This is a genomic window from Thermoanaerobacter brockii subsp. finnii Ako-1, assembly GCF_000175295.2.
Lineage (GTDB): Bacteria > Bacillota > Thermoanaerobacteria > Thermoanaerobacterales > Thermoanaerobacteraceae > Thermoanaerobacter > Thermoanaerobacter pseudethanolicus.
The window spans coordinates 414,698-432,500 of sequence record NC_014964.1 but is presented as its reverse complement, the minus strand read 5'-3'; the positions used below and the strand labels follow the sequence as shown (position 1 = coordinate 432,500).

At 36.6% G+C, this 17,803-nt stretch carries 34 protein-coding genes (1 of these 34 only partly in view); all 34 read right to left on the bottom strand.

Features of this window, described 5'->3' with window-relative positions; all coding sequences use genetic code 11:
• On the bottom strand, positions 1–623 hold the 5' portion of the coding sequence (truA, locus tag THEBR_RS02065) for a tRNA pseudouridine(38-40) synthase TruA (protein ID WP_003868592.1). 112 nt of this gene lie to the left of the window's left edge; the window shows 623 of its 735 coding nt (coding positions 1–623); its start codon is at positions 621–623; the stop codon falls past the left edge of the window.
• A gap of 2 nt (positions 624–625) precedes the next feature.
• Entirely contained in the window at positions 626–1,432 is an 807-nt protein-coding gene (locus tag THEBR_RS02060; protein ID WP_003868591.1) for an energy-coupling factor transporter transmembrane component T family protein, read from the bottom strand.
• Positions 1,425–2,285 (bottom strand): energy-coupling factor transporter ATPase, encoded by an 861-nt coding sequence (locus THEBR_RS02055; protein WP_003868590.1) that lies wholly within the window; start codon positions 2,283–2,285, stop codon positions 1,425–1,427. The genes THEBR_RS02060 and THEBR_RS02055 overlap by 8 nt, the downstream gene beginning before the upstream one ends.
• Positions 2,276–3,109 carry an energy-coupling factor transporter ATPase gene (locus THEBR_RS02050; RefSeq protein WP_003868589.1) on the bottom strand — a complete coding sequence of 278 codons (834 nt, stop codon included), beginning with the start codon at positions 3,107–3,109 and terminating at the stop codon, positions 2,276–2,278. The genes THEBR_RS02055 and THEBR_RS02050 overlap by 10 nt, the downstream gene beginning before the upstream one ends.
• An 82-nt stretch (positions 3,110–3,191) precedes the next feature.
• Positions 3,192–3,530, bottom strand: coding sequence for a 50S ribosomal protein L17 (gene rplQ / locus THEBR_RS02045; protein ID WP_003868588.1), 339 nt, complete (start codon positions 3,528–3,530; stop codon positions 3,192–3,194).
• Positions 3,531–3,543: 13 nt separating this feature from the next.
• The gene (locus THEBR_RS02040) at positions 3,544–4,491 is read right to left on the bottom strand and encodes a DNA-directed RNA polymerase subunit alpha (protein WP_003868587.1); all 948 of its coding nucleotides are present in this window, start codon (positions 4,489–4,491) and stop codon (positions 3,544–3,546) included.
• A 48-nt stretch (positions 4,492–4,539) separates the two neighbouring features.
• Complete coding sequence (gene rpsD / locus THEBR_RS02035) at positions 4,540–5,160, bottom strand: 30S ribosomal protein S4 (RefSeq protein WP_003868586.1); 621 nt, start codon at positions 5,158–5,160, stop codon at positions 4,540–4,542.
• A 12-nt stretch (positions 5,161–5,172) separates the two neighbouring features.
• Positions 5,173–5,565, bottom strand: a complete 393-nt coding sequence (gene rpsK / locus THEBR_RS02030; protein WP_003868585.1) for a 30S ribosomal protein S11 — start codon at positions 5,563–5,565, stop codon at positions 5,173–5,175.
• Positions 5,566–5,583: 18 nt separating this feature from the next.
• Positions 5,584–5,952 (bottom strand): 30S ribosomal protein S13, encoded by a 369-nt coding sequence (gene rpsM / locus THEBR_RS02025; protein WP_003868584.1) that lies wholly within the window; start codon positions 5,950–5,952, stop codon positions 5,584–5,586.
• A gap of 11 nt (positions 5,953–5,963) precedes the next feature.
• The gene (gene rpmJ, locus THEBR_RS02020; protein ID WP_003373491.1) at positions 5,964–6,077 is read right to left on the bottom strand and encodes a 50S ribosomal protein L36; all 114 of its coding nucleotides are present in this window, start codon (positions 6,075–6,077) and stop codon (positions 5,964–5,966) included.
• 16 nt (positions 6,078–6,093) lie between these two features.
• Positions 6,094–6,312: a translation initiation factor IF-1 gene (infA, locus tag THEBR_RS02015; protein WP_003868583.1), complete on the bottom strand. Its 219-nt coding sequence runs from the start codon at positions 6,310–6,312 to the stop codon at positions 6,094–6,096.
• Positions 6,313–6,336: 24 nt separating this feature from the next.
• Positions 6,337–6,603, bottom strand: a complete 267-nt coding sequence (locus THEBR_RS02010; protein WP_012268995.1) for a KOW domain-containing RNA-binding protein — start codon at positions 6,601–6,603, stop codon at positions 6,337–6,339.
• A 15-nt stretch (positions 6,604–6,618) separates the two neighbouring features.
• Positions 6,619–7,365: a type I methionyl aminopeptidase gene (map, locus tag THEBR_RS02005; RefSeq protein ID WP_003868581.1), complete on the bottom strand. Its 747-nt coding sequence runs from the start codon at positions 7,363–7,365 to the stop codon at positions 6,619–6,621.
• On the bottom strand, positions 7,362–8,015 hold the full coding sequence (locus THEBR_RS02000) for an adenylate kinase (RefSeq protein WP_003868580.1): 654 nt from the start codon (positions 8,013–8,015) through the stop codon (positions 7,362–7,364). Before THEBR_RS02000 ends, map begins: the two co-directional genes overlap by 4 nt.
• Before the next feature lie 14 nt (positions 8,016–8,029).
• Positions 8,030–9,286, bottom strand: coding sequence for a preprotein translocase subunit SecY (gene secY, locus THEBR_RS01995; protein ID WP_003868579.1), 1,257 nt, complete (start codon positions 9,284–9,286; stop codon positions 8,030–8,032).
• A 1-nt stretch (position 9,287) separates the two neighbouring features.
• The gene (gene rplO, locus THEBR_RS01990; protein WP_003868578.1) at positions 9,288–9,731 is read right to left on the bottom strand and encodes a 50S ribosomal protein L15; all 444 of its coding nucleotides are present in this window, start codon (positions 9,729–9,731) and stop codon (positions 9,288–9,290) included.
• A gap of 27 nt (positions 9,732–9,758) precedes the next feature.
• Positions 9,759–10,262 (bottom strand): 30S ribosomal protein S5, encoded by a 504-nt coding sequence (gene rpsE / locus THEBR_RS01985; protein ID WP_003868577.1) that lies wholly within the window; start codon positions 10,260–10,262, stop codon positions 9,759–9,761.
• A gap of 16 nt (positions 10,263–10,278) precedes the next feature.
• Positions 10,279–10,644, bottom strand: a complete 366-nt coding sequence (gene rplR, locus THEBR_RS01980) for a 50S ribosomal protein L18 (RefSeq protein WP_012268641.1) — start codon at positions 10,642–10,644, stop codon at positions 10,279–10,281.
• Positions 10,645–10,655: 11 nt separating this feature from the next.
• The gene (gene rplF, locus THEBR_RS01975) at positions 10,656–11,198 is read right to left on the bottom strand and encodes a 50S ribosomal protein L6 (RefSeq protein WP_012268994.1); all 543 of its coding nucleotides are present in this window, start codon (positions 11,196–11,198) and stop codon (positions 10,656–10,658) included.
• A gap of 22 nt (positions 11,199–11,220) precedes the next feature.
• A complete protein-coding gene (rpsH, locus tag THEBR_RS01970) occupies positions 11,221–11,619 on the bottom strand; it encodes a 30S ribosomal protein S8 (RefSeq protein WP_003868574.1) in 399 nt (132 codons plus the stop codon).
• Between the two features lie 18 nt (positions 11,620–11,637).
• Positions 11,638–11,823: a type Z 30S ribosomal protein S14 gene (locus THEBR_RS01965; protein ID WP_003868573.1), complete on the bottom strand. Its 186-nt coding sequence runs from the start codon at positions 11,821–11,823 to the stop codon at positions 11,638–11,640.
• A 16-nt stretch (positions 11,824–11,839) separates the two neighbouring features.
• Positions 11,840–12,379 (bottom strand): 50S ribosomal protein L5, encoded by a 540-nt coding sequence (gene rplE, locus THEBR_RS01960; RefSeq protein ID WP_003868572.1) that lies wholly within the window; start codon positions 12,377–12,379, stop codon positions 11,840–11,842.
• A gap of 23 nt (positions 12,380–12,402) precedes the next feature.
• Positions 12,403–12,726, bottom strand: a complete 324-nt coding sequence (gene rplX, locus THEBR_RS01955; RefSeq protein ID WP_003868571.1) for a 50S ribosomal protein L24 — start codon at positions 12,724–12,726, stop codon at positions 12,403–12,405.
• Positions 12,727–12,738: 12 nt separating this feature from the next.
• Positions 12,739–13,107 carry a 50S ribosomal protein L14 gene (rplN, locus tag THEBR_RS01950; RefSeq protein ID WP_003868570.1) on the bottom strand — a complete coding sequence of 123 codons (369 nt, stop codon included), beginning with the start codon at positions 13,105–13,107 and terminating at the stop codon, positions 12,739–12,741.
• A 21-nt stretch (positions 13,108–13,128) separates the two neighbouring features.
• Positions 13,129–13,383, bottom strand: coding sequence for a 30S ribosomal protein S17 (rpsQ, locus tag THEBR_RS01945; protein ID WP_003868569.1), 255 nt, complete (start codon positions 13,381–13,383; stop codon positions 13,129–13,131).
• 17 nt (positions 13,384–13,400) lie between these two features.
• Entirely contained in the window at positions 13,401–13,610 is a 210-nt protein-coding gene (gene rpmC, locus THEBR_RS01940) for a 50S ribosomal protein L29 (RefSeq protein ID WP_003868568.1), read from the bottom strand.
• Positions 13,600–14,034 (bottom strand): 50S ribosomal protein L16, encoded by a 435-nt coding sequence (rplP, locus tag THEBR_RS01935; protein ID WP_012268993.1) that lies wholly within the window; start codon positions 14,032–14,034, stop codon positions 13,600–13,602. The genes rpmC and rplP overlap by 11 nt, the downstream gene beginning before the upstream one ends.
• Positions 14,035–14,037: 3 nt before the next feature.
• Positions 14,038–14,703 (bottom strand): 30S ribosomal protein S3, encoded by a 666-nt coding sequence (gene rpsC, locus THEBR_RS01930; protein WP_003868566.1) that lies wholly within the window; start codon positions 14,701–14,703, stop codon positions 14,038–14,040.
• A 13-nt stretch (positions 14,704–14,716) separates the two neighbouring features.
• Positions 14,717–15,052 carry a 50S ribosomal protein L22 gene (gene rplV, locus THEBR_RS01925; RefSeq protein WP_003868565.1) on the bottom strand — a complete coding sequence of 112 codons (336 nt, stop codon included), beginning with the start codon at positions 15,050–15,052 and terminating at the stop codon, positions 14,717–14,719.
• A 17-nt stretch (positions 15,053–15,069) separates the two neighbouring features.
• Positions 15,070–15,351, bottom strand: a complete 282-nt coding sequence (rpsS, locus tag THEBR_RS01920; protein ID WP_003868564.1) for a 30S ribosomal protein S19 — start codon at positions 15,349–15,351, stop codon at positions 15,070–15,072.
• Positions 15,352–15,373: 22 nt separating this feature from the next.
• Positions 15,374–16,201 (bottom strand): 50S ribosomal protein L2, encoded by an 828-nt coding sequence (gene rplB, locus THEBR_RS01915; protein WP_003868563.1) that lies wholly within the window; start codon positions 16,199–16,201, stop codon positions 15,374–15,376.
• A 23-nt stretch (positions 16,202–16,224) separates the two neighbouring features.
• The gene (rplW, locus tag THEBR_RS01910) at positions 16,225–16,518 is read right to left on the bottom strand and encodes a 50S ribosomal protein L23 (protein ID WP_003868562.1); all 294 of its coding nucleotides are present in this window, start codon (positions 16,516–16,518) and stop codon (positions 16,225–16,227) included.
• Positions 16,518–17,138, bottom strand: a complete 621-nt coding sequence (rplD, locus tag THEBR_RS01905; protein ID WP_003868561.1) for a 50S ribosomal protein L4 — start codon at positions 17,136–17,138, stop codon at positions 16,518–16,520. Before rplD ends, rplW begins: the two co-directional genes overlap by 1 nt.
• Before the next feature lie 17 nt (positions 17,139–17,155).
• Positions 17,156–17,788, bottom strand: a complete 633-nt coding sequence (gene rplC, locus THEBR_RS01900) for a 50S ribosomal protein L3 (protein ID WP_003868560.1) — start codon at positions 17,786–17,788, stop codon at positions 17,156–17,158.
• Between the last annotated feature and the right edge of the window lie 15 nt (positions 17,789–17,803).

The following is a 17,803-nucleotide window of genomic DNA, read 5'->3' as shown; positions in this document are numbered from 1 at the left end:
AGACCTACATAAGACAGTGTACCTACAATTATTCGCACCATGTTATACAAAAAACCATTGGCTTCTATTTCAATGTTGATAAAATCTTCATTTTTTTCAATAGTTAAATCATACACTGTCCTTATAGTACTTGTTTTACTACTTCCTGAAGCTTTAAAAGCAGAAAAATCGTGAGTCCCAATTAAGTAAGAAGCAGCTTTTTTCATTTCTTCTATATTTAAAGGATAACTTATATGCCAACAATAATTTCTCATTGTGGGCATTTGAAATTTCCTATTAAGAATAATGTATTTGTATCTTTTCCTTTTTGCACTATATCGAGCGTGAAAAGAGTCTTCCACATCCTTTGCTTGGACAACTACTATATCATCGGGTAATACACTGTTTAGAGCATAGGGCAGCTTTTCTGCAGGTATTTTAGTATTAGTTTTAAAGTTAGCTACTTGATATAGAGCATGGACACCTGTATCAGTTCTACTCGCACCTATTAAATTAACTTCTTCCCCTGTTACCTTCTTTATTGCTTTTTGCAATACCTCCTGAACTGTCACTGCATTCTTTTGGTATTGCCAACCGTGATAATTGGTCCCGTCATATTCTACTACAATCATTACGTTTCTCATTTTTACCACGTCCAAACTCTATTCCATACAATTAGCAATACCATTATCAAGGTCACAGCTAAAGCTTGATAATCTCTCGGTTGGATTTTAAGCTGTTTCATTCGCGTTCTATTTTGCCCGCCTCTATAGCACCGAGATTCCATAGCAACTGCTAATTCGTCAGCTCTTCTGAAAGCACTGATAAATAGCGGTACTAAAAGAGGCACTAGTCCTTTTGCCCTTTTTACTATATTGCCACTTTCAAAATCGGCTCCTCTTGCCATTTGAGCTTTCATAATTTTTTCTGCTTCTTCTATTAATGTAGGTATAAATCTTAAAGCAATTGTCATCATCATTGCTAACTCATGAGCCGGTACCCCTATACGGCTAAAGGGTTTTAAAATATGCTCTATTCCATCTGTCAAAGAGATAGGAGAAGTAGTTAAAGTAAGTAGTGAAGTACCGATAATCAAAAATATAAGTCTCAATCCCATAAATACAGCTAATCGCAACCCAGTAGTAGTAATTTTCAATGGTCCTAAGGTATATAATATCGTTCCCCCAGGGGTAAAAAACATGTTTAAACTCACTGTCAGTAAAAGAATTATAATAACTGGTCTTAACCCTTTTAAAATATAGCTAAAAGGTATTTTAGAAATTGTTATTATCAAATAAAGGTAAAAAACCGCAAAAAGGTAACCTGAAAGTTTATTTATCAAGAATGTGGCTACTATAAATATAAAAGTGATAATTATTTTGATTCTCGGATCCAACTTGTGAACTACCGAATCACCAGGGATATATTGCCCAATAGTTATATTTCTAAACATTTTTAGTCCCCCTGAGATAACGAACTATATATTCCTTTGCTTCTTCAATTGTTAATATATCTTCTGGAATTGCTACGCCTTTTTTTTGTAATTCTCTTGCGAGAGAAGTTATTTGTGGTACCCCTAATCCTATCTTTTCCAATTTTTCAGCTTCTCTAAATACCTCTCTTGGAGTTCCAATAACTTCTATTCTTCCTTTGTTCATCACAATTATTTTATCTGCAAATCTAGCTATATCTTCCATGCTATGGGATACCAAAATTGTTATCATCTTATATTTATCATGAATTTCTTTAATTTTGTTTAAAATCTCTTCCTTCCCCTTTGGATCAAGGCCTGCAGTAGGTTCATCTAATATCAAAATTTTAGGCTTCATCGCCAATATTCCTGCTATCGCAATCCTACGTTTTTGGCCACCTGATACTTCAAAAGGAGATTTATCTGCTAATTCTCTACTGATTCCAACAATATCCATTGCTTCATATACTCTTTTTTCAATTTCTTCTTCGCTAAGTCCCAAATTAGTAGGGCCAAAGGCTATATCTTTAAAAATGGTTTCTTCAAAAAGTTGATATTCAGGATATTGAAAAACTAATCCTACTTCTTTTCGTACATCTTTCAAACTGACTTTTTTGTCTGTTATGTCTACTCCATTTATATATATTTTCCCTGAAGTAGGTTTTAAAAGCCCATTTAAATGTTGTATTAACGTAGATTTACCCGACCCTGTGTGCCCGATGATTCCCACGAACTCTTCATCCTGTATTTCAAAAGTAACATTATTTAAAGCAACAGTAGCATATGGCGTCCCTTCATTATACACAAAGCTTAAATTTTCTACTTTTATCGGCATAAAAATTCCACCATTTCTTCTACTGTTAAAATATCTAGAGGGACGTCAAAGCCTTCTCTCTTCAATTGGTGTGCCAACTCTGTAACTTGGGGCACACTAAGGCCAATCTTTTTTAAAAGAGTAACTTCTTTAAATACTTCTTTAGGAGTACCATCTAACACTACTTTTCCATCATCCATTACAATAACTCTATCTGCATCTACTACTTCTTCCATAAAATGTGTTATGAGTATTACAGTAATCCCATCTTCTTTGTTGAGCTTTTTTATGGTAGAAATGACTTCCCTTCTTCCTATTGGGTCAAGCATTGCCGTTGGTTCATCTAAAATTATGCACTCTGGCTTCATTGCAATTATCCCAGCAATGGCAACTCTTTGCTTTTGTCCACCTGAGAGCATGTGAGGAGGATAATCTTTGTATTCCCACATACCTACCGCTTTAAGAGCATATTCAACTCTTTCTCTTATTTCATCAGGTGGAATCCCTAAATTTTCTGGACCAAAAGCTACATCCTCTTCAACTATAGCAGCAACTATTTGATTATCTGGATTTTGAAAAACAAGCCCAGCAGCCTGTCTTATATCCCACAAATGATTTGTATCCTTGGTGTCCATTCCTTTTACATATACTTTTCCTTCTGTCGGCAATAAAAGTGCATTAAAATGTTTAGCAAGTGTTGACTTGCCTGACCCATTATGACCAATTATCCCTATAAACTGTCCTTTTTCAAACTGTAAATTTATATCCTTTAAAACTAGGTGTCGAGTTTGTTCTTCGGCATGATATTCAAAAGATAAATTTTGTGTATTTATTACGTGTTCCATTAAGGACACCTTCTTTTAAGTTAAACTCCTTTATGAAAAATAGGGATTAAGTTGCGGCACCAAACTTAACCCCTTCGATTGCTTACACTAATTCAATAATTACTAATGGTGCGCCATCTCCTCTGCGAGGCCCAAGTTTTAAAATTCTTGTGTAACCACCTTGTCTGTCTTTGTATTTTGGTGCTATTTCGTCAAATAACTTCTTTACTACACTTTCATCTAAGATATAGGCTAAAGCCTGCCTTCTTGCGTGTAAATCGCCTCTTTTACCGAGAGTAATCATTTTTTCAGAAATGCTGCGAACCTCTTTTGCTCGCGCCTCTGTTGTAGTTATTCTGCCATATTTCAAAAAATCTGTGACTAAATTTCTAAGCATAGCCCTCCTCTGGTCAGAAGGACGGCCTAATTTTCTGTAACCCACCTTCAACCCTCCTTTATTCGTCTGCCTTTTTTAAGCTAAGTCCTAATGCTTCGAGTTTTTGTTTAACCTCTTCTAAAGATTTTTTACCCAAATTTCTGACTTTCATCATCTCTTCTTCTGTCTTTTGAGTGAGCTCTTGTACTGTATTTATTCCAGCTCTCTTTAAGCAATTATAGGACCTAACAGATAAGTCTAATTCTTCAATTGTCATATCAAGAGGTTTCTCGACTTTTTTCTCAGGTTTGTCCACAAAAATATCTGAACTTTTGTATTCGCCAGTAAAAGATATAAATTTTTGAAAGTACTTAATCAACATGTCAGAAGCCATACTAATAGCTTCTTTAGGCGTGACAGCTCCATTTGTCCATACTTCCAAAGTAAGTTTATCATAGTCTGTAACATGGCCTACACGAGTATTTTCTACATTGTAGCTTACCCTTTTTACTGGTGTAAAAATAGAATCAACTGGAATGACGCCTATCGGTTGGTTAGGCTCTTTGTTTTTATCTGAAGGCACATAACCCTTTCCTTTGACAAACACAATCTCCATATGGAGTTTACCATCGTCACTTAAAGTAGCTATATGATGGTCAGGGTTTAAAATTTCTATATCGGCACTGCCTTTTATATGACCTGCAGTAACTTCTCCTCTTCCTTCTACATCTATGCGCCCTACCACTGGTTCATCTGAATGCAATTTAACTGCAACTTCTTTAAGGTTAAGTATAATTTCTACTACATCCTCTTTAACTCCTGGTAGGGTTGAAAATTCATGTAATACCCCATCTATCTTCACAGATTTAGGAGCAGCACCAGGAAGAGAGGACAAAAGCACTCTTCTTAAAGAATTTCCAAGAGTTATGCCATATCCTCTTTCTAAAGGCTCTACTACAAACTTTCCATACGTCCCATCTTCCGACTGCTCAATAATCTCTATTTTTGGTTCAATCATTTCAAACACTGTGAACCCTCCTTTTAACTGTTTTATGAGGGTAACCGATTATAATCATTACTTAGAATATAACTCAACAATCAAGTGCTCTTGGATAGGCAGATCTATATGTTCTCTTCTCGGCAATGAAACTACTCTACCTTCAAAAGCATCTTTATTGAGTTCTAACCAGTCAGGTACGTTTCTTGATACTTCTAAATTATTCTTTATTAATTCCATTGAACGGCTTTTTTCCCTCACAGATATTACATCCCCTGGTTTTACTAAGAAAGATGGTATATCAACTTTCTTACCATTTACTTCTATATGTCCATGGCTTACCAATTGTCTAGCTTGTGGTCTAGACGCAGCAAAGCCCAATCTAAACACTACATTGTCAAGACGTCTTTCTAAAAGCTGCAATAAGTTTTCACCTGTAATTCCTTTCATTCTTTCTGCTTCTTCATAGAGCCTTTCAAACTGTCTCTCTAAAACGCCATAGTACCTTTTGAGTTTTTGTTTTTCTCGTAGTTGCATGCCGTAGTTAGTGAGTTTTTTCTTTTCTTGTCCATGTTGTCCTGGTGCATATCCTCTTCTTGCAAAAGGACATTTGTCTGTATAACATTTATCTCCTTTTAAATATAATTTCATGCCTTCTCTTCTGCACAATCTGCAAGTTGGTCCTGTATATCTTCCCATAATCGCACCTCCTTATACTCTTCTCCTCTTAGGTGGTCTGCAGCCATTGTGGGGAATTGGAGTCACATCTTTTATAAGACTCACTTCAAGGCCAGCAGCCTGTAAAGCTCTTATTGCTGCTTCTCTACCAGCACCAGGTCCTTTAACATATACATCTACAGTTTTCATACCATGCTCCATTGCAGATTTTGCAGCTGATTCTGCCGCCATTTGTGCTGCAAATGGAGTTGATTTTCTTGAGCCTTTAAAGCCTATTGTACCAGCACTTGCCCAAGAAATTGTATTTCCAGCTGGGTCTGTTATAGTCACAATAGTATTGTTAAACGTAGAATGAATATGGGCAATTCCTCTTTCTACGTGTTTTTTCTCGCGTTTTCTGCCAGCTCTTTTTACTCTTTTAGCCATTATTTCCCCTCCTTATTATTACTTCTTCTTCTTAGCAACAGTTTTCCTTGGACCTTTTCTCGTTCTAGCATTAGTCCTTGTTCTTTGACCTCTTACGGGTAAACCTCTTTTGTGCCTTATTCCTCTATAGCATCCTATATCCATTAATCTTTTGATATTCATGGCAACTTCTTTTCTTAAGTCGCCTTCAACTTTGTATTCTTTATCAATTATCTCTCTCAATCTAGAAACTTCTTCTTCTGTTAAATCCTTGACTCTTGTGTCTGGATTTACACCTGCTTTAGCAAGTATCTCATTTGAACGAGAACGGCCAATTCCATATATATATGTCAAAGCGATTTCAACTCGTTTATCTCTTGGCAAGTCAACGCCTGCAATTCTCGCCATTTTCACACCTCCTAGCCTTGTTTTTGTTTATGCTTTGGATTTTCACAAATTACCATAACTCTACCTTTTCTTTTTATAACTTTACATTTTTCACAAATAGGTTTTACAGATGGTCTTACCTTCATCTTCAATACCTCCTTATCACTTTCCACGCCATACTATTCTTCCACGACTCAAGTCATAAGGAGACAACTCTACTGTTACTCTGTCTCCTGGAAGTATTCGTATAAAATTCATTCTCAATTTTCCAGATACATGGGCTAATACTTTATGCCCATTATCTAATTGTACTTGAAACATGGCATTTGGTAAAGCCTCTATCACTGTGCCCTCAACTTCAATAACATCTTCTTTTGCCAAGGATATCCATTCCTCCTTATTGACTTAGGATTTATAAGGTTCTAAAAATTTTCTGATTTCTTCATTAGTTATTTTATCTCCCCTTAGTATTTTTTCTTTAATCTGCCAAATCACGTCATTATACCTCTGAAGATGTTTAAACTTTTTTTTCTTAGGTTTTTCTATCTTTCGAAGGTCCCCATCGGCTACAAGAACGTGTTGGTCATCAAACTTTCCTACAACTACAAAAACTCTGCCTTTGTCGCGACCTGCTTTGCTCCGCACTACCTGACCAATTTGCAAGTCTTCCATTAATAAATTCACCTCTTATAAAATGGTCAGTATTTCTGGGTCCCCCTCCGTAATAACAATAGTATTTTCGTAATGGGCAGATAAACTACCATCAACAGTGACTACTGTCCAATTATCTTCTAATGTTCTTACGGCATAATGTCCCGCATTTACCATCGGTTCTATAGCAAGGCACATCCCTCTTTTTAATCTAGGTCCTCTGCCAGGGGGACCGAAATTAGGAATCTGTGGATCCTCATGCATTTTTATACCTATCCCATGTCCCACATATTCTCTTACTACTGAAAAGCCATGACTTTCTACATAAGTTTGTATTGCGTAAGAAATATCCGATAACCTATTCCCTTCTTTTGCATATTTTATACCCTCAAAAAAGCTATTTTTTGTGACCTCAATCAATTTTTGTGCTTCCTCTGATATCTCTCCAACAAGGAAAGTTCTTGCTGCATCTGCATTATACCCTTTATAGGTAGCTCCAAGGTCTATACTTATAATATCGCCTTCTTTAAGTTTTCTTAAACTTGGTATTCCATGAACTACTTCTTCATTTATTGAAGTGCAAATACTAGCAGGAAAACCGTATAAACCTTTGAAAGCAGGTTTACAACCATTTTTTATTATAAACTCTTCTGCAATTCTATCAAGCTCTAATGTCGTAACTCCTGGCTTAATTGCCCTTTCTAAAACCTCAAAGAGATTTGCTATTACCTTGCCAGCTGTTCTCATCAAATCAATTTCATTCTTAGACTTAATATATATCATTTGCCTCTGTCTCCCAAAGCCTTTTTTATATCTTCAAATACTTCTTCTACCGATTTATTTCCATCAATATTCACTAAAGTGTTTTTCTTTGTATAATACTCAATCAAAGGCTTAGTTTGACTTTCATAAACCTCTAATCTTTTTACAACTGATTCTAATTTATCATCTGAACGCTGTATAAGTTGTGCACCACATTTATCACATACATTGTCGACTGCAGGAGGAGAAGTCTTTATGTGATAAGTCGCACCGCAATTAGGACATACTCTTCTGCCTGTTATTCTTTCAATTAAAGCTTCTCTGTCAACTTCAATATTTAATACACAATCTAGATGAATGCCTTTGTCATGTAAAAACCTGTCTAATTCCTCAGCCTGTGCAACATTTCTGGGGTAACCATCTAATAAAAACCCTTTTTGGCAATCATCTTTTTCTAATCTATCTTCTACTATTTTATTCGTAACCTCATCGGGGACCAATAATCCTTTGTCCATGTATTCTTTTGCAAGTTTCCCTAAGTCAGTATTGTCTCTTAAATTTTGTCTAAAAATATCTCCAGTAGATATGTGAGGAATGTCAAACTCCTTAGCAATTTTCACAGCTTGCGTCCCTTTGCCTGCACCTGGGGGGCCTAAAAGTATTACTCTCATAAATCCTCCCCCTTTTATTTCAAAAATCCTTGATAATTCCTCATGATAAGATGTCCTTCAATTTGTTTCATAGTATCAAGCGCTACACCAACTGCAATTAAAAGTGCTGTACCCCCAAAGTAAAGCTGCAATCCTGTTATATTCATTAAAATTACTGGCATTGTAGCAATAAATGCTAAGAATAACGCTCCTACAAAAGTAACTCTATTCAATACCCTTGTAAGAAAGTCTGTAGTTGGTTTACCTGGCCTTATTCCAGGGATAAAGCCCCCATATTTTTTCAAATTATCCGATACATCTACAGGGTTAAATATTACTGCAGTATAGAAATAAGTAAATCCTATTATCAATAATATATCTAAAATATTGTATATTAGCCCACTTGTGCTAAGCCATTTTTGCACAAAGTTGTAAAATGACGACCGTGGGAAAAAGGTTGCTAATTGTTGCGGAAACTGTAATAGTGAAAGAGCAAATATGATAGGAATAACCCCTGCCATGTTTATTCTTATAGGAATGTGAGTACTTTGTCCACCATAAACTTTTCTGCCAACAACCCTTTTTGCATATTGCACAGGAATTCTTCTTTGGCCTTCTGTAGCTAAGATTATTAACACTATCATTATGAGCTCTGCTACTACAAAAGCAATAGCACCAAAAATATTAGCAGTACCTGCTTGAATATATTGACTTGTCAGATATATCATGTTAGGAATCCTAGAAATTATCCCCGCAAAAATTATTAATGAACTTCCGTTGCCTATTCCATTTTCAGTAATTTTTTCACCTAACCACATGAGAAAAGCAGTACCTGCAGTTAAGGTTATAACGATGACCGTTAAGTTAAAAAATGTAGGGTTGATAACTGCACTCTTTAGCCCAATTGTCATTCCTATAGCTTGTATCAAGGCAAGTACAACTGTTAAATATCTGGTATACTGAGCAATTTTCTTCCTTCCTTCTTCGCCTTCTTTGGCTAATTGCTCAAGAGAAGGAATTGCTATTGTTAAAAGTTGCATTATAATTGATGCATTGATGTAAGGTGTAATGCTCATCGCAAAAATGGTAAAATTACTAAAAGCACCACCTGATATTATATCAAAAAATCCAAACAATTGTCCTTGACCAAGTATGTTAGCAATCACTTTTGGGTCAATTCCAGGCACAGGAATATGAGACCCCACTCTAAAGATTACTAACATCCCCAAAGTATAAAGTATCCTTTTCCTTACATCATCAACATTCCAAGCATTGACAAGGGTTTGAAACACTTTAAATCACCTCTGCCTTTCCCCCAACGGCTTGTATTTTTTCAATTGCACTCTGGCTAAATTTATGAGCCCTTACCGTAAACTTTTTATTTAAATCACCATCCCCCAATATCTTAACCCCATCTTTTACATCTTTAATTATACCACTTTCTATTAAAGCTTCTGGAGTAATTACCGCTCCATCCTCAAACCTTTCTTCTAAAGTTCCAACATTTACAATTGCATATTCTTTTTTGAATATATTAGTAAAACCTCTTTTAGGGAGTCTTCTTGTAAGTGGCATTTGGCCTCCTTCAAAACCCGGACGCACTCCACCGCCACTTCTTGCTTTTTGTCCTTTTTGTCCTCTGCCTGAAGTTTTACCATGTCCAGAACCTATTCCTCTTCCTACTCTTTTTCTTTCACGTCTTGCTCCTTCAGCTGGTTTTAAATCGTGCAGTCTCATCTTTGCACCTCCTACATTGCTTTATGTTTATTCAAACAATTGGCTTACAGGAATTCCACGCAATTTTGCCACATCTTCAGCTGTTCTCAGCCTTTTTAATCCTTCGATTGTAGCATAAACCATATTAGTTGCATTGGAAGAACCAAGTGATTTAGTTAAAACGTCTTTTATACCTGCAGATTCCAAAACAGCACGAACTGGTCCCCCTGCAATAACACCAGTACCTTCTCTTGCCGGTTTCAAAAGTACTTTTCCAGCGCCAAATTCCCCTATGACTTCATGAGGAATAGTAGTTCCTACAATTGGAACTTTAATTAAGTGTTTTTTCGCATCCTCTATAGCTTTTCTAATTGCATCTGGGATTTCTGCAGCTTTACCTCTTCCTACTCCTACATAGCCCCTTTCTGCATCCCCAACTACTACTGTGACGCTAAATCTAAAGTTTTTACCACCTTTTACAACTTTTGAAACACGATTTATGCTTACAACCCTTTCTTTTAAATCTAACTTTGTCCAATCAACTCGAGCCATTCATTTCCCTCCTTGTTTAGAAATTTAATCCTGCTTGTCGTGCAGCATCTGCCAATTCCTTTACTACACCGTGATAAATATAGCCGCCCCTATCAAATACAACATCTTTTATGCCTTTTTCTAAAGCTCTCTTTGCAATCAGCTCTCCTACCAATTTAGCAGACTGCTTATTTGCTCCTTTTGCAATGCCTCTAAGTTCAGGATCTAACGTAGAAGCATGAACAAGAGTATGCCCTTTAGTATCATCAATAATTTGCGCATAAATGTGTTTCAAACTTCTAAAAACATTAAGACGTGGTCTTTCTGGTGTTCCAAAAACTTTTTTTCTTACTCTTAAATGACGTCTTTTTCTTAATTCGTTCCTATTTGGTTTTGTAATCATCATCTCACCCCTTACTTCTTACCAGTTTTACCTTCTTTTAATCTCACAACTTCTCCTGCATATCTTATACCCTTGCCCTGATAAGCATCTGGTTCACGGACTCTTCTGATGTTTGCAGCAACTTGACCTACTTTTTCTTTATCGGCTCCCCTTACAATTATTTTGTTATTACCTTCTACAACAATTTCAATCCCTGGCTCTTCTTCTATTTCTACCGGATGAGAGTATCCAACATTTAACACTAATTTCTTCCCTTGTTTTGCTGCACGATATCCTATCCCTACAATCTCTAATGTTTTTTCAAAGCCTTGAGTTACGCCTTTTACCATATTTGCTATTATTGCTCTTGTAGTTCCGTGCATTGCTCTTTCTTCTTTATCGTCGCCATTTCGAGTTACAATTACTTGATTATCTTTTACTTCTATATTTACAATCGGCGGAAACTTTTTTTCTAAAGTGCATTTTGTACCTTTTACAGTTACTACATTATCAGGACTTACTTTAACTTCTACTCCCTTTGGTATTTCTATTGGCAATCTACCAATTCTAGACACTGACCACACCTCCTTATTGAAATCACCAAATGTAGCAAATAACTTCTCCTCCAACTCCTGCTTTTCTTGCTTCTTTATCTGTCATGATTCCCTTTGATGTTGAAATAATTGCAATACCCAATCCTCCTAATACTCTTGGCAATTCATCGTGCCTTGCATATACTCTCAAACCAGGTTTGCTTATTCTTTTCAAACCAGATATAACTCTTTCTTTGTTAGGGCCATACTTTAATGTTAGTTTGAGAATACCACCTTTTCCATCGTCTATTTCTTCTACTGATTTTATAAACCCTTCTTTTAGCATAATCATTGCGATAGCCCTTTTCATGTTTGAAGCAGGTATTTCTACTGTTTCATGTCTTGCAATATTTGCATTTCTTATTCGAGTTAGCATATCTGCTATAGGATCTGTCATTACCATTGTACTACCTCCCCTCTTTTACCAACTTGCTTTTTTAACGCCTGGTATCATCCCTTGATGGGCATACTTTCTAAAGCATATACGGCACATGCCAAATTTTCTTAAATATGCATGAGGTCTGCCACAAATTTTGCACCTATTGTATTCTCTTGTTTTATATTTTTGAGGCTTTTGCTGCTTTACTATCAAAGCCTTTCTTGCCATATAATTTTACCCTCCTTTACTTTGCAAATGGCATACCTAAAAGTTCTAACAATCCCTTCGCTTCTTCGTCGGTTTTAGCAGTTGTAACAATAATTATATCCATTCCTCTTATTTTATCTATCTTATCATAGTCAATTTCAGGAAAAATCAATTGTTCTTTTATTCCTAAGGCATAATTACCTCTTCCATCAAAGGAATTTGGAGAAACACCCTTAAAGTCTCTAACACGTGGTAGAGCTATATTAAAAAGTTTATCCATAAATTCATACATTCTTTCCCCGCGCAAAGTAACTTTTACTCCAATTGGCATTCCCTTACGAATCTTAAAATTAGCAATTGACCTTTTAGCTCTTGTAATAACTGGCTTTTGCCCCGCAATCATTGTCAAATCATCAACTGCTGCTTCCAGCGCCTTAGGATTTTCTTTTGCCTCACCCACACCTATATTTATAACAACTTTTTCAACTTTAGGAACCTGCATTATATTTTTATAGCCAAAACGTTCCATGAGCGCTGGCACAACTTCTTTTTCGTATTTTTCTCTCAGCCTTGACATAATGAGCCTCCTTCCTTTTATAATTATAGCGTTTCATTGCACCTCTTGCAGTAACGTATTTTTTCGCCATTTTCGAGGACTTTAACCCCATAACGAACTCCTCTTCCACAATTTTCACAATAGAGCATAACCTTCGAACTGTAAATTGGCGCCTCTTGGTGAATTATTCCACCTGGTTTTTGCGGACTTGTCGCTTTCCTGTGTTTTGTAACAATATTGACGCCTTCTACAATTACTTTGCCTTCTTTAGGAAAAGCTTGTAATACTTTACCCTTTTTCCCTTTGTCTTTACCTGAAATTACTACAACCATGTCTCCCTTTTTTACGTGTAATTTATTTTGTGCCATTTTCAACCCTCCTTAAAGCACTTCAGGAGCCAAAGATATAATTTTCATAAAATCTTTTTCTCTTAATTCTCTTGCGACTGGTCCAAAAATACGCGTACCTCTTGGCTGTTTATCATCTCGTATAATAACCGCAGCATTATCGTCAAATCTTATATAAGTGCCATCTTTTCGAGCAATCCCCTTCTTAGTCCTTACAATTACCGCCTTAACAACTTCCCCTTTTTTTACAACACCACCGGGTGTTGCACTTTTTACAGAAGCAACTATTACATCTCCTACATTTGAAAACTTTCTATTTGAACCGCCCTCTAAGCGAATACACATAATTTCTTTTGCACCTGTGTTATCTGCTACTTTCAATCGTGTTTGAGGTTGAATCATTTGAGTTTACCTCCTTTCAAATTATTCAGCTCTTTTAACTATTTCAACCAATCTCCACCTTTTTTCTTTGCTAAGTGGTCTTGTTTCCATTATCTTTACTATATCCCCTACATTGCATACATTATTTTCATCGTGAACTTTAAACTTTTTAGTTCTTTTTATTGTCTTTCCATAAAGAGGATGTCTTACTCTGTCTTCTACGGCAACTACAATAGTTTTTTGCATTTTATTGCTTACGACTGTCCCAATTCTAACCTTCCTGTAGCCTCTTTCCAAGTGAATACCCTCCTTCCTTATGCTTTATTTTGCCTAATACCTAATTCCCGCTCTCTCAAAATTGTCTTTATTCTCGCAATTGTTTTTCTTACATCTCTTATCCTCATAGGGTTATCTAATTGACCGGTAGCAAGTTGAAACCTCAAATTAAAAAGTTCTGCTTTTAAGTCCGAAAGCTTTTGAAGCAATTCCTCATTGGTAAGCTCTCTTATTTCCCTAGCCTTCATTATCTTCACCACCCAATTCTTCACGTTTTAAAAACTTTGTCTTTATAGGCAGTTTATGCATTGCAAGCCTTAAAGCCTCTTTTGCAACTTCTTCTGATACCCCAGCTATTTCAAAAAGAACTCTACCTGGCTTTACAACTGCTACCCAAAATTCTGGTGACCCTTTCCCTGAACCCATACGAGTTTCAGCAGGTTTTTTAGTAACCGGCTTATCAGGGAAAATTTTTATCCACACTTTCCCGCCTCTTTTTATAAACCTCGTCATTGCAACCCTAGCTGCCTCAATTTGGGTGGCTGTAATCCAACCAGGTTCCAGCGCTTGCAACCCATATTCTCCATAAGTCAGGGTATTACCACGAGTAGCATTTCCTTTTATTCTGCCCCGTTGTTGTTTTCTGTATTTCACTCTTTTTGGCATTAACATGTTTTACTTACCTCCTTCCGCGGTTACCTGCTTTTTAGGCTGTGGCAGTATCTCTCCTTTATTTATCCAAACTTTTACTCCTATTTTCCCATAAGTAGTATTTGCCTCTGCAAAGCCATAGTCAATATCCGCTCTTAAAGTTTGAAGCGGTACAACCCCTTCATGATACCTTTCAGTACGAGCAATTTCCGCACCAGCAAGTCTACCCGAACAAGCAATTTTGATACCTTTAGCACCTAATTTCATCGCTCTTGCTATGGCTTGTTTCATAGCCCTTCTATAGGATATCCTCTTTTCAATTTGAGCCGCAATATTCTCAGCTACTAGTTGTGCACTAAGTTCAGGAGTTTTGACTTCCACAATATTAAGGATAACTGTCTTATTAGTCATTTTTTCCAATTCTTCTCTTAACTTGTCAATGCCTGCTCCACCTTTGCCAATTACCATTCCCGGTTTTGCAGCATGAATATCTATTTTTATCCTATTGGAAGCTCTCTCAATAACTATTTTAGGAATCCCAGCTGCATACAGTTTTTCTTTTATATAGTTTCTTATTTTAATGTCTTCTATTAAGAGTTTTGAAAAATCTTTGTCATCCGCATACCATTTAGTTAGCCAATCTTGTGTAACTCCAACTCTAAGTCCATATGGATGTACCTTTTGGCCCACGCATATCCCTCCTTTATTCTTTTTCCTTCACAACTATCGTTATATGACTGGTTCTCTTCCTCATAATATCTGCTCTTCCCATCGCTCTTGGGAAAACTCTCTTCATTGTAGGGCCTTCATCTGCCACAGCCTTTGCCACATACAGATTATCTCTATTCATTCCATGGTTATTTTCGGCATTAGCAATGGCTGATTTAAGAACCTTGGCAACTATACCTGAGGCTCTTTTGGGAGTAAACCTTAAAATAGTTAAGGCTTCATCCACATGCTTGCCACGAATCAGGTTAAGAACTAATCTTACCTTTCGAGGCGAAATTCTTACATATCTGGCGATTGCCCTTGCCTCCACGTTATCTCCTCCTTTGCCTATTTAACTTTGGAAGTTTTTTCAGTATCAGCATGTCCGTGGAAGGTTCGAGTAGGAGCAAATTCTCCTAACTTGTGCCCTACCATCGCTTCAGTTATATATACAGGTACATGCTTTCTGCCGTCATGAACAGCTATTGTATGTCCAACCATTTCTGGCACAATAGTTGAACTTCTTGACCATGTTTTAATTACTTTTTTCTCATTCTTTTTATTCATTTCAACAATCTTTTTAAGAAGTTTTGGATCAACATAGGGACCTTTTTTTACAGATCTGCTCAAGGCATTGACCTCCTTTCACTAACTATTTGCGTCTTCTTATAATGAATTTATCCGAAGCTTTACCTTTCTTACGTGTCTTATAACCCAATGCAGGCTTGCCCCATGGTGTAAGTGGCCCTGGATGTCCGATAGGCGCTTTACCTTCACCACCACCATGTGGATGGTCAACCGGATTCATAGCTGAACCTCTAACAGTTGGTCTTATTCCAAGCCATCTTGACCTTCCTGCTTTACCTATCTTTACATTTTCATGGTCTAAATTTGATACTTGTCCAATGGTTGCACGACAGTCAGCCTTTATCAATCTAATTTCTCCTGAAGGCATTCTAACTTGCACATAATCCCCTTCTTTAGCCATAAGCTGCGCCGCTGTACCTGCCGCTCTCACTAATTGTCCACCTTTTCCTGGTATAAGCTCAATGTTATGGATTATTGTACCTACAGGAATATTTCTCAAAGGCAAAGCATTTCCTACTTTAATGTCTACATTTTCCCCAGATTCTATTATATCCCCTACTTTTAGTCCATAAGGAGCAATGATATATCTTTTTTCTCCATCTAAATAATGTATAAGTGCAATATAAGCTGTTCTATTTGGATCGTACTCAATAGCAGCTACTTTTCCTGGTATTCCGTCCTTATCTCTTTTAAAATCTATAATCCTATATTTTCTCTTATGTCCGCCACCGCGATGTCTGACAGTAATTCTTCCATATACATTTCTTCCACCTGTTTTAGTTAAAGTAACAACTAAGGATTTCTCTGGTTTATCCTTAGTAACTTCCTCAAAAGTCAATACTGTCATTTGACGTCTGCCGGGAGATGTCGGCTTAAAAGATTTTATTCCCATTTCTTTCCCTCCTTAACCTAAAATTATGCCTGCAATCCTTCGAAGAATTCGATACCTTTGCTGTCTGGAGTAAGTTTAACTATTGCTTTTTTGTAAGCTTCTGTCCTTCCTTCATATTTTCCCATTCTCTTTGGCTTTCCCTTATAATTCATTGTATACACTTTATCAACTTTGACACCAAATATATCTTCTACAGCTTTCTTTATTTGAATTTTATTTGCTCTTTTATCCACAATAAAAGTATATTTTCTCTCACTCATGAGGTTCATGCTTTTTTCAGTTATTACTGGGCGTATTATAATGTCGCGTGCCTCCATTAGGCGTACACCTCCTCGACTATGCCCACGGCATCCTTAGTTATGATAAACTTGTCGTATTTTAAAATATCATAAGTATTCAAATAATTAGCATATAAAGTTTTAACACCTGGTATATTTCTTGCTGAAAGTTCTACGTTCTTTTCCCCTTCAGGTACCACTATTAACGCACTATCAACATTAAAATTCTTAAGAAGCTCAACAACTTTTTTAGTCTTTGGCTGATCTAATTTGAATTCATCTAATACAATTATCTCGTTATCTCTAACTTTAGATGAAAGAGCAGATTTTAAAGCTAATCTTTTTACTTTTTTAGGCAATTTATAGCTGTAATCTCTTGGTTTTGGTCCAAAGACAATGCCTCCTTTAATCCATTGAGGAGCTCTTATGCTTCCTTGACGTGCTCTTCCTGTTCCCTTTTGTCTCCAAGGCTTTCTTCCGCCGCCACGAACTTCACCGCGGGTTTTTGTCGAATGGGTACCTTGCCTTTGATTTGCCAAATAATTTAACACAGCTTCATGCATAACAGGAACATTTACTGGCACGCCAAAAACTGAATCCTTTAGTTCTATTTCTCCTACCTGTTCCCCTTTTACGTTGTAAACTGCTACCTTAGGCATCTTTCTTCCTCCTTTCATCACTTGCTCTTCACGGAATCTTTTATAATGAGCAAGGAACCTTTAGGTCCTGGCACTGATCCTTTTACTAACAATAAATTTAATTCAGGATCAACTTTTACAACTTCGAGGTTTTGTATAGTCACTCTTTCATGTCCCATATGCCCAGGCATGATTTTACCTTTAAAAGTTCTTCCTGGGTCTGTGGTAGCACCCATCGAACCTACTCTTCTATGATATTTGGAACCGTGAGACATAGGTCCTCTATTAGCGCCATATCTCTTTACAACACCTGCAAAGCCTTTACCTTTTGAAATACCTGTTACATCTACTCTATCTCCTGGTTTAAAAATATCTACCTTTATTTCGCTACCTACTTCATATCCACTTATGTCATCTAACCTAAACTCTCTTAAATATCTTTTAAAAGGCACTCCTGCTTTTTTAAAATGCCCTATTAAAGGTTTTGTAAGTCTTTTCTCTTTAACATCTCCAAAACCAACTTGAATAGCATTGTATCCATCAGTCTCCACTGTTTTTTTCTGAACAACAACACAAGGACCAGCTTCAATCACTGTTACTGGAATGACTTCGCCTTTTTCATCAAATATTTGTGTCATCCCATGCTTTCTACCTAAAATACCTTTCTTCATTATTCTATCCACCTC

Excerpts from the sequence above, each read along its gene's own strand:
- rpmC (WP_003868568.1), bottom strand. The coding sequence starts at position 13,610 with ATGAAGGCTAGGGAAATAAGAGAGCTTACCAATGAGGAATTGCTTCAA.
- rplW (WP_003868562.1), bottom strand. The coding sequence starts at position 16,518 with ATGGAGGCACGCGACATTATAATACGCCCAGTAATAACTGAAAAAAGC.
- rplD (WP_003868561.1), bottom strand. The coding sequence starts at position 17,138 with ATGCCTAAGGTAGCAGTTTACAACGTAAAAGGGGAACAGGTAGGAGAA.
- rplP (WP_012268993.1), bottom strand. The coding sequence starts at position 14,034 with ATGTTAATGCCAAAAAGAGTGAAATACAGAAAACAACAACGGGGCAGA.
- THEBR_RS02010 (WP_012268995.1), bottom strand. The coding sequence starts at position 6,603 with ATGGAAGACTTGCAAATTGGTCAGGTAGTGCGGAGCAAAGCAGGTCGC.
- rplN (WP_003868570.1), bottom strand. The coding sequence starts at position 13,107 with ATGATTCAACCTCAAACACGATTGAAAGTAGCAGATAACACAGGTGCA.
- THEBR_RS02000 (WP_003868580.1), bottom strand. The coding sequence starts at position 8,015 with ATGAGAGTAATACTTTTAGGCCCCCCAGGTGCAGGCAAAGGGACGCAA.
- rpsM (WP_003868584.1), bottom strand. The coding sequence starts at position 5,952 with ATGGCGAGAATTGCAGGCGTTGACTTGCCAAGAGATAAACGAGTTGAA.
- rpmJ (WP_003373491.1), bottom strand. The coding sequence starts at position 6,077 with ATGAAGGTAAGACCATCTGTAAAACCTATTTGTGAAAAATGTAAAGTT.
- rpsE (WP_003868577.1), bottom strand. The coding sequence starts at position 10,262 with ATGGCTCGAGTTGATTGGACAAAGTTAGATTTAAAAGAAAGGGTTGTA.
- THEBR_RS01965 (WP_003868573.1), bottom strand. The coding sequence starts at position 11,823 with ATGGCAAGAAAGGCTTTGATAGTAAAGCAGCAAAAGCCTCAAAAATAT.
- rpsK (WP_003868585.1), bottom strand. The coding sequence starts at position 5,565 with ATGGCTAAAAGAGTAAAAAGAGCTGGCAGAAAACGCGAGAAAAAACAC.
- rplB (WP_003868563.1), bottom strand. The coding sequence starts at position 16,201 with ATGGGAATAAAATCTTTTAAGCCGACATCTCCCGGCAGACGTCAAATG.
- rpsH (WP_003868574.1), bottom strand. The coding sequence starts at position 11,619 with ATGGTAATGACAGATCCTATAGCAGATATGCTAACTCGAATAAGAAAT.
- rpsD (WP_003868586.1), bottom strand. The coding sequence starts at position 5,160 with ATGGGAAGATATACAGGACCAACTTGCAGATTGTGCAGAAGAGAAGGC.
- THEBR_RS02050 (WP_003868589.1), bottom strand. The coding sequence starts at position 3,109 with ATGGAACACGTAATAAATACACAAAATTTATCTTTTGAATATCATGCC.
- rplR (WP_012268641.1), bottom strand. The coding sequence starts at position 10,644 with ATGATTACAAAACCAAATAGGAACGAATTAAGAAAAAGACGTCATTTA.
- map (WP_003868581.1), bottom strand. The coding sequence starts at position 7,365 with ATGATATATATTAAGTCTAAGAATGAAATTGATTTGATGAGAACAGCT.
- rplX (WP_003868571.1), bottom strand. The coding sequence starts at position 12,726 with ATGGCACAAAATAAATTACACGTAAAAAAGGGAGACATGGTTGTAGTA.
- rplO (WP_003868578.1), bottom strand. The coding sequence starts at position 9,731 with ATGAGACTGCACGATTTAAAACCAGCTGAAGGAGCAAGACGTGAAAGA.
- rplC (WP_003868560.1), bottom strand. The coding sequence starts at position 17,788 with ATGAAGAAAGGTATTTTAGGTAGAAAGCATGGGATGACACAAATATTT.
- rplE (WP_003868572.1), bottom strand. The coding sequence starts at position 12,379 with ATGTCAAGGCTGAGAGAAAAATACGAAAAAGAAGTTGTGCCAGCGCTC.
- THEBR_RS02060 (WP_003868591.1), bottom strand. The coding sequence starts at position 1,432 with ATGTTTAGAAATATAACTATTGGGCAATATATCCCTGGTGATTCGGTA.
- THEBR_RS02055 (WP_003868590.1), bottom strand. The coding sequence starts at position 2,285 with ATGCCGATAAAAGTAGAAAATTTAAGCTTTGTGTATAATGAAGGGACG.